Origin of the sequence: Pedobacter sp. WC2423 (assembly GCF_040822065.1) — a bacterium.
In the GTDB taxonomy this organism is placed as follows: Bacteria; Bacteroidota; Bacteroidia; order Sphingobacteriales; family Sphingobacteriaceae; genus Pedobacter.
This window is the reverse complement of the sequence record NZ_CP162005.1, coordinates 2,821,389-2,836,359: the sequence shown is the minus strand read 5'-3', so window position 1 is coordinate 2,836,359 and position 14,971 is coordinate 2,821,389. Positions and strand designations below refer to the sequence as shown.

Here is a 14,971-nt window from a genome sequence, read left to right as displayed (position 1 = left end):
ACCCATTTCATTATTTAGTGAGCAGCTGCGCATTAAGTTTTAAAAACTTGTATTTTGCATAGAGCCATTTGGCAGCAATAAAAGGAACACTATTGCCGCTCTTCCATGATTTCCTGAAAGTTGCTGTACTTGGTTCTTCTGCTGAATTTTCCTGTGTCAATAAACCATAATGATCATCATAGAAAAGGCACCTGCCTTTGTTTTTAATAAAAGCAAAACTCATCTGCATTTCAGTCTGGTCACCATTCAGGCCTTCAGGGTATCTGCCAAAGTCTTTAAGGAAGGTTGATCTGCGTAAATGCGGATGGTCACCGTACAGATAAAACTTCAGGTTATTGGTATACCATGGGGCCAGGTGAAATACTTTTTCAGAGAAGCCAAGCTTATATGGTGTCATATAAGGGTAGGGCGAATAGGAATACAAAGTGACCATATCCCATTGCTTATCTTGCTGCATAATTTGCAGGGCATCGGTGAAATGTTCGGGGAAAGTATCTTTAGGAACGAAATCTTCCTGTATGTACAGTGTGTATTCTGTATGGACGCTATCCTGGCCTTTGTTTATATTATTCCCCAATCCTTTATTTACTGGGGTAGTAATTAACCTGAAAGTATAATCCTCCTGTAGTTTTCCGATGTAGTGCAATTGACTTTTTTCGCTGCCGTCGTCAGAAATAACGATGTCGCCGAAATGACAGTTTAACTCTTTAAAAGCCTTTAGGAGCCGCTCCAGCGACTTACATCTATTGTAATGGGTAATGAGTAAAGTAACGCTTTTAAAGTGGTATGGAGTGTTCATCATCTATGAATTGCCCGGCTAATGAATATAAATGTAATAAGTTTGTTTGACAACTAGGCAGATAGAGTGCCAAAAAAAAATCTCAGTTCATAAATGAGCTGAGATCTTAATTTATATTTTTGTTGCTTATTCCACAGCGCCAATAGAAGGAGCGGTTGCACTTCTTGCTTTACCATAAAAATCGGTAATGACAAATGGTGTTGGTCTGCCTTTGTATTTTGCAGGTGAAGTGCTTGTTAAATTGAATGAAGTCTGATCTGAGATTCCGGCTTGTGTAGCGGTTTCATCATATACATTATACGAAGCGTTTGGAATAACTTCAGCCCATTGTAAAGCAGTCAGTTTCTGGTTTGGCATGAAGTTGAATCCAAGGTTATTGTAAACATCAACTTTACCGCCCGACATGCCGTATACGTCAACTACAGCTGCCTGCCAGTCATTCGAAAGATTTAAATTACCACAGGTATTATTGAAGATAATGGCATTGGTAAATGTTGTTTTTCCTGGCGTAATCCTATCTGCATAAGCCTGAACTTCAAAACCTGAATATTTACGGGAGTTTAAAACAATGTTGTTATAGATCAGAATGTCTTTTGGGGTACTGCCAACAGTGTGTCCCCAGGCACGGATTGCATTTCCCTGGTGGTTGGTCACTAAGTTATCGTGAAATCTTCCGTTTCCTGCAATCTGAAAGATACCGTTATGGTTATTATTGCTGGTGTTGATATTGTTGATTTTGTTGTTGTGGATGTTATAGTCTTCTACATTTCCCATAAAAACAACCGTACCCACATCAGGCGAATTCTGGAAGTCAATGTTGGCAACTTCAATGTTCTTCACTAAACCATAAACAACTCCGCCCTGAATATATCCTCCTGTAGTCAGGAACTGAGCTGTGTTGTCACAAGACATGTTCAGGAATCTGAGGTCTTTGGAATAAGAGCCTTCTGTGCCGTCATAAATATCATTGTATTTGAAGGTAATATCCAGATCACCGATATTTTTAAAAGATGCGTATTGAAATGTGAATTTATTCAGGCTGCCTGTAATGACTACTGCTCTGTAAGAGTTATCTCTGAATGAGAATCCTTTAGCCAGTCCCGGGGTTCCGTCTCCGGAGATATATACATTTTTTAAGTTTTCAAGAGACATGGCATTATAATTTCCTGCAAGTTCTACCAGCCCGTCATTTTTGAAGGTAATCGGACATCCATCGGCAGAGATTACATTCTTGATATTGATAGAAGTATAGTTTCCTCCTTTGATTTTAATCAGGTCATTACATTGTATACCAAAGGTAGCACCGTCAAAATTCAAAACTCCTGAACCTGTGCCAATACTTACCGTTCTTTTATAAACAACTGGTGCGGGCGCTTTGCTCGTATCAGGCCCTTGTCCGGGAACAATCACCGAAACATCGGGATTTTCAATAATATTCTTTTTACAAGAAGCTAATAATAGAATCGAGGAAAGAGAAAAGATGAATATAATTGATAATGTTCTCATTTTTAGTGGTATAGTTTTGTCCATTATTTTTTCAGCTTGATGCATAGTTACACATATATTTATAAACCAAAGAATATTATTGATAAAAATGGGGAAATTTGGGTAATTATTTCCCGATTGCATGGGTTGCTGTAAATTGATTAACACCATAGAAATGTGTTTGAATAATTTTTGGCAGGATGGGGCTATATTGCTGAATCGAAAATTGCTGCCAAAAACAACTAATTTGACCGGGATTGATTTATCAGGTGCTGATTATCAGTCGTTTTTGCCAGAAATAGCATAATCATTTTTATTTATGATTAGTTTTGCACTATTTTAGAGCTCTCTTTAGATGAATACAGCTCATGAAAAATATAACGCAATGCGGATTTATAATTGGAGTTAATTTAATTTTTCTATGCGTATAGCTTACATCATAATTGCCCATAAAAATCCTGAACAGCTGAACCGTCTTTTGTTAAAGATGCAGCATCCTGATTTTGATTTTTATATCCACGTAGACAAGAAGGTTGATATCAGGCCTTATGAATTTATGGGAGCTATTGAGGGGGTTAAATTCATACAGCACAGATCAATTTGTAATTGGGGAGGGTATAGTACGCTTCAGGCCATGGTAAATTCCCTGAAAGAAGTATTGCTGAATGAAAAGGAATATGGGTTTTATAACCTGTTAAGTGCCCAGGATTATCCGCTGAAAAGCAATGAAGAGATCAATTCGTTTTTTCAGCAGAATGCAGATAAGTCATTTATCTATTATGAGGCTGAAGATTCCAGGTGGTGGGAAGGCGCAGTTTATAGATTTCAGCGTTATCATCTGACTGACTTTAATTTCAGCGGCAAGTTCTTTATAGAAAACCTGCTGAATAAAATACTTCCTGTACGTAAGTTCCCGCTGGCAATGAAGTTGTACGGAGGAAGCAAGTCGAGCTGGTGGAGCATCAATAAAAAAAGTGCCGCCTATCTCGCTAATTATTTCGACTCAGCGCATAAAATCAAGAAGTTTCTGAAGTTTTGCTGGGGAACAGATGAGTTTGTGATCCCTACCATCTTAATGAATTCACCACAAAAGGATTATATTATCAATGATAACTTACGTTATATAGATTTTCCGGATGGTATGGCGAATCCAAAAATTCTAAGGCTGGCAGATCTGGATAAAATGATTTCTTCTAACATGCTTTTTGCCAGGAAGTTTGATACTGGTATAGATATTGATATTTTAGCTGCAATTGATGAACATACCTCCCAAATTAACCGGGCTTAGTCCTGATCAGAATTTAGTCTTTCTTTCTTACGGTGCTGAGTCTGAATTTCGCAGAGCTATCTTTAGTATTTTAAGTTTTTATGCCTGGGCAGCTGCCAGTGAACTGGGGCGGACAAGGATTCTCGTTTATACCGACCAGCCCCATTTTTTTCAAACGTATCTGGATGAGCCGGAAATTGAATATGTTCTAATGACTCCTGCACTGATGGAAGAAATGTTAGGAGGGACAGTATTCTATCATCGCCGGAAGATTGCTTCCATTGACATGACTTTGAAGAAGTACCCGCAAGACAATGTGATTTTTATTGATTCAGATACCTTTTTTACGGGGGATGCGACCTTACTCTTACAAGGAATAACTAAAGATCATGCTTTCATGCACAAACGTGAATATACTTTTGAACAGGGGCTGGGTATTTTTAAGAGCTTTAATGAGGGAGAATTTCCACAAGCATTTATCGACTATATTGCTGACCGTGATTTAATGATTGGCGGGAAACCGGAAAGGTTTACCAGGCATGATTATGGCTGGAATTCGGGGGTATTAGGTTTACACAGTAGTTTTGCGGAATATATGCCTGATGTATTCAGGTTAAATGATGAATTTTATGAGAACTCCCGCTGGTTTATCAGTGAGCAGATTGCTTTTTCATTGATCTTACAGCGGAGAAAGATTTTACAGGAGGCAGATGAATTTGTACTGCATTACTGGGGCAAACGTCAGAAGGTGATGCTGGATCAGCTGCTGATTAATTTCTTCCGTAAATATAACCTGACCGCATTAAAAGATAAAACACTGCTCAGAAAAACAGCAGCGCGCTGGAAGTTCAAAGTTGAAGTTGATATAATTCAGGAACAGGCAGCAATTGCGCTTTCTTTGGGATCGTGGTTATATGGGCTGAAAAAGAGTGCACAAGTATTGCTTAAAGACCCTTTTAACCTTTTATTGTATAAAGAGTTAATTACAGCAGCAAGCACAAAAAGAAAATAGCAGGCTATTGCGGCCTGATTTTCCACAATGATCCTTCATACCGGAATGGTTTGAACTGGACATAATATTTTTCATTCGCTGCAATGAATTCATATTCTTTCCCGTAATTTTCACAGAGTTTATCCTGGATTTTGGCCCTGCTAAAGAAATAGCATGGATAGGAGGCTTCAATTCCGTAAAATACCGGGGGAACATGCTGAATAGTGATCCTGTCGGTATTGCTGTTGTTATAGCCTACATAATCCAGCATAATATAGGGGATTCTGGTTTCTTTAACTTCATCCAGCAATTGATAGGGTTTGTCAATATACTGCAGCACACTACAGATCAGAAAGAGCTGAGGTTTGTTTTCTGCCAGACACTCCTGGATGCTGCTGTAGAATTTAATATGTTCATTCTCAAAGTGTTTCTTTCCTGCTTCCACGAATTTTGGCTGTTCGATAATGCACCACTTTAATTTCTTTAAATGCTTCAGGTAGGGATAGTTTTGATAATAAGTAGTGCCCAGAGAGCCGCCAAAGTCTATTACAGTCAGCTCATTATCATGAGTAGAGGCAATGTATAACAGTGTTTTGAGTAAAGGGAAATTCATCTGAACGGTATCATAGGTTATCCCGTCCCGTTCATAGGCAATCTCCTTATTTTTAACCTGGTAAGTCGTTTCGATAATCCGGTTCAGGATATGATCTTCATCATAACCTTTGCATTTCTCTTTAGCCTGTTCATAGGTCTTGTAATTACCTTTCCAGCCATATTTAAAACTATACCATCTTAAAGTATTTACAATAGGAGGGGCAAGTTCTTTCAATAAATAGAACATCCTTCGTTATTTTAAATGAAACTTATTCATGACTTCAGTGACGCGGAAAATTTCTTCTTCTGTATGTGCAAAAGAACAAGGCAGACTGAGCGTTTGCTGGTGTATTTTTGCTGAGATCGGGTAATCGAAACTTTGAAGTATATCTTTTAAAGCCACCTGATCCTGGGGGGCTACCGGATAATGAACTTCCGTACCAATCTGGTGCTCTAGTAAATATTGTTTCAGCTGATCTCTTTCCGGGTGCAGGATGTTATAGATATGATATACATTATAAAAATCCGGATTTAATTTTGGCTTCACAAATGAATCGCTCAAATGTTCCGTATAAATTGCTGCCAGTTTTCTTTTATGGGTATTAATTTCATCCAGGTGAGGCAGTTTAATCCTTAGAAAAGAAGCTTGTAATTCGTCCAGTCTTGAATTATAACCGATTACTCCGTTATGATACTTCTTTTCCGAACCATAATTTCTTAATTGTTTGAGTTTATCGTAGTCTGATGCTGTGCGGCATAAAATAGCTCCTGCATCACCCAGAGCACCTAAATTCTTTGTCGGATAAAAACTAAAAGCACCAAAATCACCAAAAGTTCCGGCTAATTTTCCTTTATATTTTGCGCCATGTGCTTGTGCGCAATCTTCAATTACTTTCAGCTGATGTTGTCCGGCAAGTTCCAGTATGGGGTCCATGTCACAGCATTGGCCATATAAATGAACGACCATGATAGCCACAGTTTTTGGGGTAATGGCAAGGGAGATTTTTGCAGGATCAATATTATAGGTATGACTGTCTGGTTCAACCAGTACAGGAGTCAGGCCGCACTGAATAATGGCCAGAATAGTAGCGATATAGGTGTTAGAAGGGACAATGACTTCGTCACCTTTCCGGAATTTGCAGCATTGCAGGGAAAGGATCAGTGCATCCAGGCCATTGGCCACCCCAACTACATAATTTGCCTGGTGGTAAGCTGCATATTCCTGTTCAAACTGCGCAACTTCTTCTCCGAGTATATACCATCCCTTATCCAGAAAATCAGCAAACTTACTTTTAAACTTTTCTTCAAATGGACGGTTGAGTATTTTCAGGCTTTCATATGGAATCATAAGGCTCATAGATATAGTCTTTAGGATCAAATGCGGTAGAGGCCAGTACTAAAAGAATTGCATCTGCTGAAAAATCGTGCATCACATGCCAGTCTTCGGGTAAGAGCATTAAACATTTTTCAGGGTTGTCTAAGTCAAAAACCTCTGTTTTTTTTCCGTTATTGTTGGTGATTTTGCAGGATCCTTTGATACAGATAGCGGCCTGATGGGTTTCATGATGTCTGTGACCTCCGCGGTCAGTATCATCTACAGAGTAGATGTAGAATAGTCTTTTAATTTCGAAAGGAACAATATTATCAAGCACTGTCAAAATGCCTCTGCTGTCTTTAAAAGTTTGTATATTAAGTATGTGCGCCATTTGCTAATAAGTTCTTGTCTATTAAATTGAGGATTTCCGGATGCTCGGACATATTAAATTTTCTTGCAAACAGCATTTCTGAAGCTGCAATTTTTTCGAAGTCACTTTCATCCAGCGTTTTCGGGTTAGCTCCCCCTGCTGACCAGTCAATATACCGGTAATTGTTATTGACAATTCTATCTTTGTACCTGGAATTCAATAGTATGGTCTGGAAAACAAATTCATCACTCGCCCAGCATAAAGAAAAGAAGTATTTAAGTTTCTTATCATTCTCGACGGTGTGAACTACGTGTAAGGCAACTTCCGGGCTTAACATCCAGAACATAGATTTACCATAGGGATGCAGGTTATAAGGGAGTTTTCTTTTAGGCATGATTTTATTGATCAGGTTTTCCAGCCTGTATTTGCCAACGAAGTTATAGCTGCTCAGGAAATATTTTTCCATTCTGATCAGCCCTTCTTTCCAGTCGTTTTTGATGTCACGGTAACTTAAGAACTCTTTACCTTTGTTTTTGATGAAGAAATCATTAATATGATCGGCAGATTTAAGCGGATAATCTTGTCCGCTCAGAAAATTAATAAAATCATACCTGATACCTGTTCTTGAAATTTCTTTGATACATTCAAAGGTTGCGGTCACTGTACTGAAACCTGCCCATTTGACATCGATCCTGTTGTTAATGAAATAAACGTTAGGGGTATCTTTAAGGAATAAATGGGGATTGATGTCAAATTTCTTATCTACATGAATATAGAAATCAAAATTAGGATGAGATAAACTTTTGATCATTCGCTCTGTTTGTTCAGGATTGGTATAAGTAAGGATCAAATGGGCAATACGCATTTTCAGGTAGAGTTAATGAAGTTTTCGTGTCAACTGTAACACCGACCCTATAGAAAAAATGGTGCCAGTATTAAAAAGTGATTAAAATGCGCAATGCTATTTTATAATAATTAATGTTTAAATGCTAACAGGCAATAAATTTAATATTTTATCACTGTTGTTCATTGCTGATTTCAATTTAAAGTTCTTAATCTCATTTTTTGCCCAAATTGTAGATCCTCTTGTACAATCTGAATTTATAAAATCTTTTTAGCTGGCTAAAATTATCGCTTATCGTTTTGGATTACTTATTGCTCACAACGGCATAATCATTAGTATCCGTTTACTGTACGGAAATTATTACTTTTACAAGGAATGAAACGCACTTCAATCATAACCGTTAATTTTAATCAGCCGGAAGTAACCCTGGATTTCCTTCAATCGGTAAAGCTTCATACGCATCTGGCCGGGGTGGAGGTTATTTTAGTCGATAACGGAAGCAGTGAAGATCATTCTGCTGTTTTTCTGAAAGCATATCCTGAACTTATTTATATTTCTTCTGCTGAAAACCTGGGCTTTGCAGGTGGAAATAACCTCGGAATTGCAAGAGCAACAGGTGAATATCTTTTATTTCTGAATAATGATACCGAAATTACCGGAAACCTGGTGAGTGAGCTGACCGGAGCGCTGGATAAAAATCCGGAAATCGGTTTAATCTCTCCTTTGTTATTGTATTTTGATGCGCCGGAGGTGATTCAGTATGCAGGTTCAACCAAAATGAATTATATCACCTGCCGGAACAGGACGATTGGCGCGCTGGAAACTAACCGGGGACAATATGACAAGGTTTTTGAGGAAACGGCTTTTTGTCATGGTGCTGCTATGATGTGCCGTAAGGCTGATCTGGAAATAGCAGGATTAATGGAAAATAACTTTTTCCTGTATTATGAAGAGCTGGACTGGTGCGAGAAATTTAAAAAAGCAGGTAAAAAGATCTGGTTTACCGGCCGTACCCTGGTTTACCATAAAGAATCTATGAGTGTGGGAAAAGAAAGTAAGATCAAAACCTACTTTATGACCCGCAACAGAATGCTGTTTATCCGCAGAAATACCAGCTGGCTGAATGCGTTGCTTTTTAGTTTGTATTATATCGGTATTGCCAGCCCGAAACAGGTATTGATGTATAGCAGAAAGAATAGGAAAGATTTGATCCATTGGGTGTTTATGGGTTTGAAATGGAATTTTACCCATTCAAAAGATAGTAACGATTTAGGCTTTAAAATATAAATATTGATGATTATAGTTTTTTGGATCAGCATTTTTCTGATTGTATATACGTTTGTGGGTTATGGTTTTATACTTTATCTGCTGGTGAAAATTAAGCGGTTATTCAGTAAACCATTCGTTTTTAAAGCAGATGCAGTTTTGCCATCGGTTACATTAATGGTCGCAGCCTACAATGAAGAAGATATTATTGAAGAAAAGATAAAAAATACTTTGGAGCTGGATTACCCTGAAGATAAGCTTCAGCTGATTTTTATTACCGACGGTTCTTCCGACCAAACCGCAGCAAAGGTAGGTCAGTTTAAAGAAATAACACTTTTACATCAGGATTTAAGAGCAGGGAAGATGGCCGCAATTAAACGGGCTATCCCTTTGATTAACGGGGCAATTACCGTATTTACCGATGCGAATACTTTTTTAAATACGGAAGCGATTAAAGAATTGGTGAAACATTACCAGAATCCCAAAGTTGGTGCTGTTGCAGGAGAGAAAAGAATCCTGGTGGAAGCTTCGGCCGATGCCAGTTCGGCAGGGGAAGGATTTTACTGGAAATATGAATCTAAACTAAAGAAGCTGGATTATGAATTATATTCAAATGTAGGGGCAGCAGGAGAACTGTTCAGTATCAGAACTGCCTTGTATCAGCCTGTTGAAAGTGATACGATCATTGATGACCACATGATTGCGATGCGCATCGCGGAAAATGGTTATATGATTGCTTATGAACCGGCTGCTTATGCCATGGAAACTGCATCGGCAGATGTCAAAGAAGAGCTTAAAAGAAAGATCAGAATAGCAGCAGGAGGGATACAATCTATCCTGCGCCTTAAAAAAGCAGCAAATCCATTCCGTAATTTTGTATTTACTTTTCAATATATCAGCCACCGGGTTTTAAGGTGGACGATTGTACCTTTTCTTTTGATCCTGGTTTTTGTACTTAACGGCATCATTGCATTGACCTGGCCTGAAGCCTTTTACCAGTGGTTATTTGCTTTGCAAGTGCTTTTCTATGGACTAAGTGTCATCGGGTTTTATTTTGAACAGCGGAATATCCGGGTAAAGGCCTTATTCGTTCCTTATTATTTCTGCATGATGAATTATGCTGTACTGGCCGGGATTGTCCGGTATTATCAGAAAAACCAAAGTGCTGCCTGGGAAAAGTCGAAAAGGAAAACCTGATTTTAAGCGTTTTTAGCGGTTTAGTAATAAATCATCATTGAAGGTTACTAAAGTAGTATTGATGGGCACTGATGCGGCCGGTGTAACTATACTGAGTAAATAATCAGCAGCTAACGTGGTAGTCTGCATATTCCAGTGTTCAGCAGTGGTTGTCAGCAACGAAGGGATGAGTTGCGTTCCATCCAGACAACTCAGTAACTGAACATGGTTATCCAACCCTTTGCCCGTTGCTTTTACAAAAGCTTCCTTTCTGGTCCAGAGGATAAAGAAATCTTTGACGGGGTTAGTACTGGCGGCTAAAAAATCCAGTTCAGCCTTAGAAAAAAGGACTTCTGCAACCGGTCGGAAATCAAAATCCGGACGTGCCAGTTCAATATCCACGCCCAGCTGATGACGGGAGAGCGCAATAATGGCATGACTATCACTGTGTGAAGTATTAAAATGCAGCGCTGTGTTCCCCGCTAAATGTGGTTTGCCATTGGTACCGGTAACGAAATTTAGTTCCTGCGTTTCGCAGCCCAGATAAGCGGCCAGCAGGATTTTTAACAGCGCTCTTCTGACGATAAATCTGTTGGTGTCTCTTTCAAAATGAAAACGATGGGCCCGGTTTTTCTCTTCCACAGAAAGGACTTTTTCCAGTAAGGCGATCCTGTTCAGGTAAAGACCGGTATCAATAGTCCAGGCCAGCAGCGCATTCGCTGTCAATTCCGGGTGAACTGGATTTACAGGCAGGGTCTCGGTATACTGGCAAAATAATCGGGCGGACATCAATCAAAATTTAAGAGACACTATCTAATACCTGCTGTAAAGTCCTTGCAAATTCTTTATCGTTAGGAGCCAGCAGCATTGTTTTATGATCTCCGGGGACATCATGTACTTCTACTCCTTTCAAGGCATATTTCTGCCATCCGAGGTATTTGAAATCTTCCACAAAGTAAACATTATCGGTCGCTCTGAACAAATGTATTTTCTCTTCGAAAGGCGCCAGTTTATAAGCCTGGTAAGCAATATCATACTTCTTGTCAATCCGCCTCATGATCTCATATATTCCTCCTGATTCTGCTTCTGCTTCGGTTTGGTGCTGGCCGCCAAAGATTTCCTTTAACCTGGTGGTGATGATATGTCTTTGATAGTTAACTGTTGCTTTAGGGTCCTTCAGGAATGAAGTGATGATCCACCAGAATTTTGGCAGCTGTTTCTTTACTCTTTCTTTAAAAACGGAGAAATTATTTCCGTGGAAGTCCAGGTTTTTTGCATTGGTATCAAAAATACCCAGCATTTTAATCTCATGTCCCAGTTCTCTTAATTGTCTGGCCATTTCGATCACCACATAACCTCCAAAAGAATATCCTGCAAGGGCATATGGACCGTGTGGATTCTGGGCCAGTATGCTTTCGATATAATAACGGGCAATGTCTTCCATGTTGTCCATAGGTTCTTCCACGCCATCCAATCCTTGTGCCTGAATGCCAAACACTGGTTGTTCCTGGTCTACATGGAGTCCGATGCCACTAAAGTTAAGGACATTATACCCGCCTCCATGAACAATATATATCGGGGTTTTTGTTCCCGATGGTTTAATGGGAACCAATGAAGTATAAGTAGTGGGCTTGTTCTGTCCGTCCAGTAATTTACCTAAAGTCCGGATGGTCGGATATTCAAATAATGTAGCCAGCGGCAAACCATGTCCATTGACTTTTTCTATATGGATCATGAACTGAATGGCGATGAGTGAATGTCCGCCCAGTTCAAAGAAATTATCGTCAATACCAATCTCTTTAACATCGAGTAATTCTTCCCATAGTTTGACGATGGTGGTTTCAGTTGGAGTCTGCGGCGCGGTATATTTGCTGAAATCACCAGCATGCAGATGGTCAGGTGCAGGCAATAATTTCTTGTCTATTTTACCGCTGCTGGTTCTTGGAAATTCCAAAACCCAGACAAATACAGAAGGGATCATAAAAGCGGGTAATCTGCTCTGTATCTCATTCCTTACAAAAGCGGTATCCTGATTTCCGGTGGCAGAAGCTAAATAAGCAACCAGCCTTTTGCGTCCGTTATGATCTTCCTTCGCGGTTACCACAACTTGTGCAATCCCCGGAATACGGTTTAATACTGCTTCTACTTCTCCAAGCTCAATCCGGTAACCCCTTATTTTAACCTGATCATCATTACGACCAAGGAACTCAATATTCCCATCGGGTAAAATCCTGGCTAAATCTCCTGTACGGTAAGCACGTACCTGTTTTCCGTCAGATAAAGTTAAAATGACAAATTTTTCGGCAGTCAGTTCCGGCTTGTTTAAATAACCGGCAGCAAGGCTGGCACCAGAGATACACAATTCCCCGATTTCTCCGGGAGCCAGTATTTCCAGATTTTCTGTAGTAATATGAATGGCCGTATTGGAAACCGGGCTTCCTATATGAGGTAAAGCCGGCCATTTTGATGGGTTTCCTGTTAATTTCAACTGCGTAACTACATGACATTCAGTAGGGCCGTATTGATTGTAAAGTATACAGCCCGGAACAGCCCGGAAAAATTGTTCGATCTGCGGGGTAATTTTTAATTGCTCGCCGGCAGTCATCACTTCTTTTAAAGCTTTGGGGAATTTACCCATGCTGGCTGCGGTTTCGGCCAGGAATTGTAAGGCCACAAAAGGCAGATAAATCCTGTTGATTTTTTTTAATTCAATCTTATCGAGCAGGTTATCAGGATTTAACCGGAGCACATCATCAATCAGGATCAATTGTCCGCCAGCACAAAGCGTGCAGAATATTTCCTGAAAGGATACATCAAAAGTTAAAGGTGCAAATTGCAGGGTTATACTTCCGGCGCCGGCAATTGAATTGATCATTTGCCACTGGATTAAATTGACCAGGGCAAGCTGTGTCATATAAACGCCCTTAGGTTTTCCGGTAGAGCCTGAAGTATATAAAACATACCCGTTCGGGTTCTGCTGTTTGCTGTTTTGTACGGGCAGACTATAGGTGAGGTCAAAGTCTATCGTTTGTAAATCCAGTTGTTGAAAGAACTTGTTTTCTACAGCTCCGGCAATACAAAAATGGAGATTTGAGTCATTGATAATCTGGCTCAGCCTGATTTCGGGATAATTAGGGTCAAGCGGCAGATAAGCTTTTCCTGCTTTAAGAATCGCAAGGATAGCAACAATCATGTTAATGCCGCGGGTAGTGCTGATCCCGATGATTTCTTCGTTGGGTGCACGGTTCAGGATAGCCCTGCTCAGGTTATCAGCCCTGATATCCAGGTTGCTGTAGCTGATAGATTCATCCTGAAAAGTAATCGCAGTCTGATCTTTAAAAATGGCTGCCGCTTTTTCAAATAAACCCTGGACGGTGAACGCTTTCAAAGCAGCAATTTCTGCGCTGAAATCGGTCGTGGTTACTGCTGCAATAGCCGTACTTCTTTTAAATACGGGGGCTGAAAGAAAATATGGATTATCCTGCTGAACTAATGCTTTGAGTTTCTGCTCAGGATGTGTGGTGATAAACTTTAAAATGTTTTCAAAACCAGCCATCATTTGCTGGATGGTCTGCTGTTCAAATAACTGCGTATTATAAGACCATTCCAGTACAAAAGAATTTTCTGAGCCGCTGGCATTGATGAACAGTTCAAAGCTTTCAAAAGCCCTTGGGTTACTGATCAATTGATAATCAAGGTTATCAAAAGAAACGCCGTCATCTAAACCCATGTCTACATTGAAAACAACAGGAGCCAGGGGGATCCTGGAAGGGTCTCTTGCAATCTTCAGGTTTTTCAGCAGATTACCCCAGGTAATCTGCTGATGATCGAAAGCATCCAGTACAGCTGATTTTCTGAGCTTCAGGTATTCTTTGAAACTGTAGTTTTTATTCGGATAACTTCTGACAGGCAGGAAGTTTACACAATGTCCTACCAGGTTATAATGCCCGGTAACGGATTGTCCGGAAGCCGGTAAACCGACAACAATGTCTCTCTGCCCGGTTAACAGGTGCAGGAAAACTTCAAATGCAGCCAGGAAAGTGATCACCAGGCTGCTTCCTTCAGCTTTTCCGGTTGCTTTCAGTGCATGGATCAGTTGTTGGGAAACGTGGAAATCTAACCGGTTACTTTTAAAGGTCCTGAGTTGCGGACGTTCATGATCAGTGGGTACATCCAGTACCGGGATCTGCTGTTCATACTGGCTGAGCCAGAACTGTTCATTTGCTTTGCGCGCTGCACTCCCGGAGAAAGCCAGCTGCTCATAGGCAAAATCAGTTAAGGAGGTCACTTTCGCTAAATCGGGATTGGCCTTTTTGACCAGTGCAGTATAGATTTTACTGATGTCCTGCAAAATTATTCCCAGTGACCAGCCATCACAGATGATATGATGTCCTGTAAAAGTGAAATGGTATTCCTGATCGGAAAGCTTTTGCAGACCGGTTTTAAACAGCGGGCCATTTAAGAGATCAAACAGGAACAAGGCGTCACCATTTACGTATTGTCTGATCTCCTGTTCCTGCTGCGCTGAGCTCAATGCAGATAAATCTGTGTAGACCAGTTCATCTTTTACCTGGTCAAAAATAAGGATAGTCGCACCGTCTCTGCTAAAAGCAGACCTTAAGGCCTCATGACGCTGTGCTACTCTTTTGATCGTATCTTTTAATAATTCAGGCTCAATATTTCCTTTCAGACGGAGTGAAACAGATTCGTTATAAGCTCTGCTCGCATCATTCCCACCCAGCATACAAGAAGTCCAGATTTCTATCTGAGGCTCCGTTGATGGTGCAGTACGAATGATTTCTCCAGCTATAAAAGGGTCAAAATCAACTTGTTTGTAGGTTATGTTTTGTTTACGTACGCTCAT

The 14,971-nt window shown here is 40.1% G+C and carries 12 protein-coding genes; 4 read left to right on the top strand and 8 right to left on the bottom strand.

Translation table 11 applies throughout. The annotated features are described in order from the left end of the window. Positions 1–10: 10 nt before the first annotated feature. Together AB3G38_RS11460 and AB3G38_RS11455 are read right to left on the bottom strand one after the other, a co-directional pair. On the bottom strand, positions 11–802 hold the full coding sequence (locus AB3G38_RS11460) for a glycosyltransferase (protein ID WP_367868600.1): 792 nt from the start codon (positions 800–802) through the stop codon (positions 11–13). 123 nt (positions 803–925) lie between these two features. Beyond that, entirely contained in the window at positions 926–2,305 is a 1,380-nt protein-coding gene (locus AB3G38_RS11455) for a hypothetical protein (protein WP_367868599.1), read from the bottom strand. 400 nt (positions 2,306–2,705) lie between these two features. On the opposite strand from AB3G38_RS11455, the gene AB3G38_RS11450 reads away from it, so the two are divergent. Then, a complete protein-coding gene (locus tag AB3G38_RS11450) occupies positions 2,706–3,572 on the top strand; it encodes a beta-1,6-N-acetylglucosaminyltransferase (protein ID WP_367868598.1) in 867 nt (288 codons plus the stop codon). Next, a complete protein-coding gene (locus tag AB3G38_RS11445) occupies positions 3,541–4,563 on the top strand; it encodes a hypothetical protein (protein ID WP_367868597.1) in 1,023 nt (340 codons plus the stop codon). Before AB3G38_RS11450 ends, AB3G38_RS11445 begins: the two co-directional genes overlap by 32 nt. Positions 4,564–4,567: 4 nt before the next feature. Here the strand turns inward: AB3G38_RS11445 and AB3G38_RS11440 are convergent, their stop codons facing one another. The 4 genes from AB3G38_RS11440 to AB3G38_RS11425 are packed head-to-tail and all read right to left on the bottom strand — an operon-like array spanning position 4,568 to position 7,686. Continuing rightward, on the bottom strand, positions 4,568–5,383 hold the full coding sequence (locus AB3G38_RS11440; RefSeq protein ID WP_367868596.1) for a methyltransferase, TIGR04325 family: 816 nt from the start codon (positions 5,381–5,383) through the stop codon (positions 4,568–4,570). 6 nt (positions 5,384–5,389) lie between these two features. Continuing rightward, positions 5,390–6,484 (bottom strand): DegT/DnrJ/EryC1/StrS family aminotransferase, encoded by a 1,095-nt coding sequence (locus AB3G38_RS11435; RefSeq protein WP_367868595.1) that lies wholly within the window; start codon positions 6,482–6,484, stop codon positions 5,390–5,392. Next, positions 6,471–6,842 carry an FdtA/QdtA family cupin domain-containing protein gene (locus tag AB3G38_RS11430; protein WP_367868594.1) on the bottom strand — a complete coding sequence of 124 codons (372 nt, stop codon included), beginning with the start codon at positions 6,840–6,842 and terminating at the stop codon, positions 6,471–6,473. The genes AB3G38_RS11435 and AB3G38_RS11430 overlap by 14 nt, the downstream gene beginning before the upstream one ends. Continuing rightward, the gene (locus AB3G38_RS11425) at positions 6,826–7,686 is read right to left on the bottom strand and encodes a beta-1,6-N-acetylglucosaminyltransferase (RefSeq protein ID WP_367868593.1); all 861 of its coding nucleotides are present in this window, start codon (positions 7,684–7,686) and stop codon (positions 6,826–6,828) included. The genes AB3G38_RS11430 and AB3G38_RS11425 overlap by 17 nt, the downstream gene beginning before the upstream one ends. Positions 7,687–8,040: 354 nt before the next feature. Here AB3G38_RS11425 and AB3G38_RS11420 point away from each other — a divergent pair, with 354 nt between their 5' ends. Then, on the top strand, positions 8,041–8,952 hold the full coding sequence (locus AB3G38_RS11420; RefSeq protein ID WP_367868592.1) for a glycosyltransferase family 2 protein: 912 nt from the start codon (positions 8,041–8,043) through the stop codon (positions 8,950–8,952). 6 nt (positions 8,953–8,958) lie between these two features. After that, entirely contained in the window at positions 8,959–10,128 is a 1,170-nt protein-coding gene (locus tag AB3G38_RS11415; protein ID WP_367868591.1) for a glycosyltransferase family 2 protein, read from the top strand. Between the two features lie 12 nt (positions 10,129–10,140). Here AB3G38_RS11415 and AB3G38_RS11410 read toward each other — a convergent pair whose 3' ends face one another. Further along, on the bottom strand, positions 10,141–10,896 hold the full coding sequence (locus AB3G38_RS11410; protein ID WP_367868590.1) for a 4'-phosphopantetheinyl transferase superfamily protein: 756 nt from the start codon (positions 10,894–10,896) through the stop codon (positions 10,141–10,143). 10 nt (positions 10,897–10,906) lie between these two features. After that, on the bottom strand, positions 10,907–14,971 hold the full coding sequence (locus tag AB3G38_RS11405; RefSeq protein WP_367868589.1) for an amino acid adenylation domain-containing protein: 4,065 nt from the start codon (positions 14,969–14,971) through the stop codon (positions 10,907–10,909).

What these genes read in the sequence shown, in the direction of transcription:
- AB3G38_RS11445 (WP_367868597.1), top strand. Translation starts at nt 3,541, where the DNA reads ATGAACATACCTCCCAAATTAACCGGGCTTAGTCCTGATCAGAATTTA.
- AB3G38_RS11430 (WP_367868594.1), bottom strand. Translation starts at nt 6,842, where the DNA reads ATGGCGCACATACTTAATATACAAACTTTTAAAGACAGCAGAGGCATT.
- AB3G38_RS11450 (WP_367868598.1), top strand. Translation starts at nt 2,706, where the DNA reads ATGCGTATAGCTTACATCATAATTGCCCATAAAAATCCTGAACAGCTG.
- AB3G38_RS11420 (WP_367868592.1), top strand. Translation starts at nt 8,041, where the DNA reads ATGAAACGCACTTCAATCATAACCGTTAATTTTAATCAGCCGGAAGTA.
- AB3G38_RS11415 (WP_367868591.1), top strand. Translation starts at nt 8,959, where the DNA reads ATGATTATAGTTTTTTGGATCAGCATTTTTCTGATTGTATATACGTTT.
- AB3G38_RS11425 (WP_367868593.1), bottom strand. Translation starts at nt 7,686, where the DNA reads ATGCGTATTGCCCATTTGATCCTTACTTATACCAATCCTGAACAAACA.
- AB3G38_RS11405 (WP_367868589.1), bottom strand. Translation starts at nt 14,971, where the DNA reads ATGAGCGTACGTAAACAAAACATAACCTACAAACAAGTTGATTTTGAC.
- AB3G38_RS11410 (WP_367868590.1), bottom strand. Translation starts at nt 10,896, where the DNA reads ATGTCCGCCCGATTATTTTGCCAGTATACCGAGACCCTGCCTGTAAAT.
- AB3G38_RS11435 (WP_367868595.1), bottom strand. Translation starts at nt 6,484, where the DNA reads ATGATTCCATATGAAAGCCTGAAAATACTCAACCGTCCATTTGAAGAA.
- AB3G38_RS11440 (WP_367868596.1), bottom strand. Translation starts at nt 5,383, where the DNA reads ATGTTCTATTTATTGAAAGAACTTGCCCCTCCTATTGTAAATACTTTA.
- AB3G38_RS11460 (WP_367868600.1), bottom strand. Translation starts at nt 802, where the DNA reads ATGATGAACACTCCATACCACTTTAAAAGCGTTACTTTACTCATTACC.
- AB3G38_RS11455 (WP_367868599.1), bottom strand. Translation starts at nt 2,305, where the DNA reads ATGAGAACATTATCAATTATATTCATCTTTTCTCTTTCCTCGATTCTA.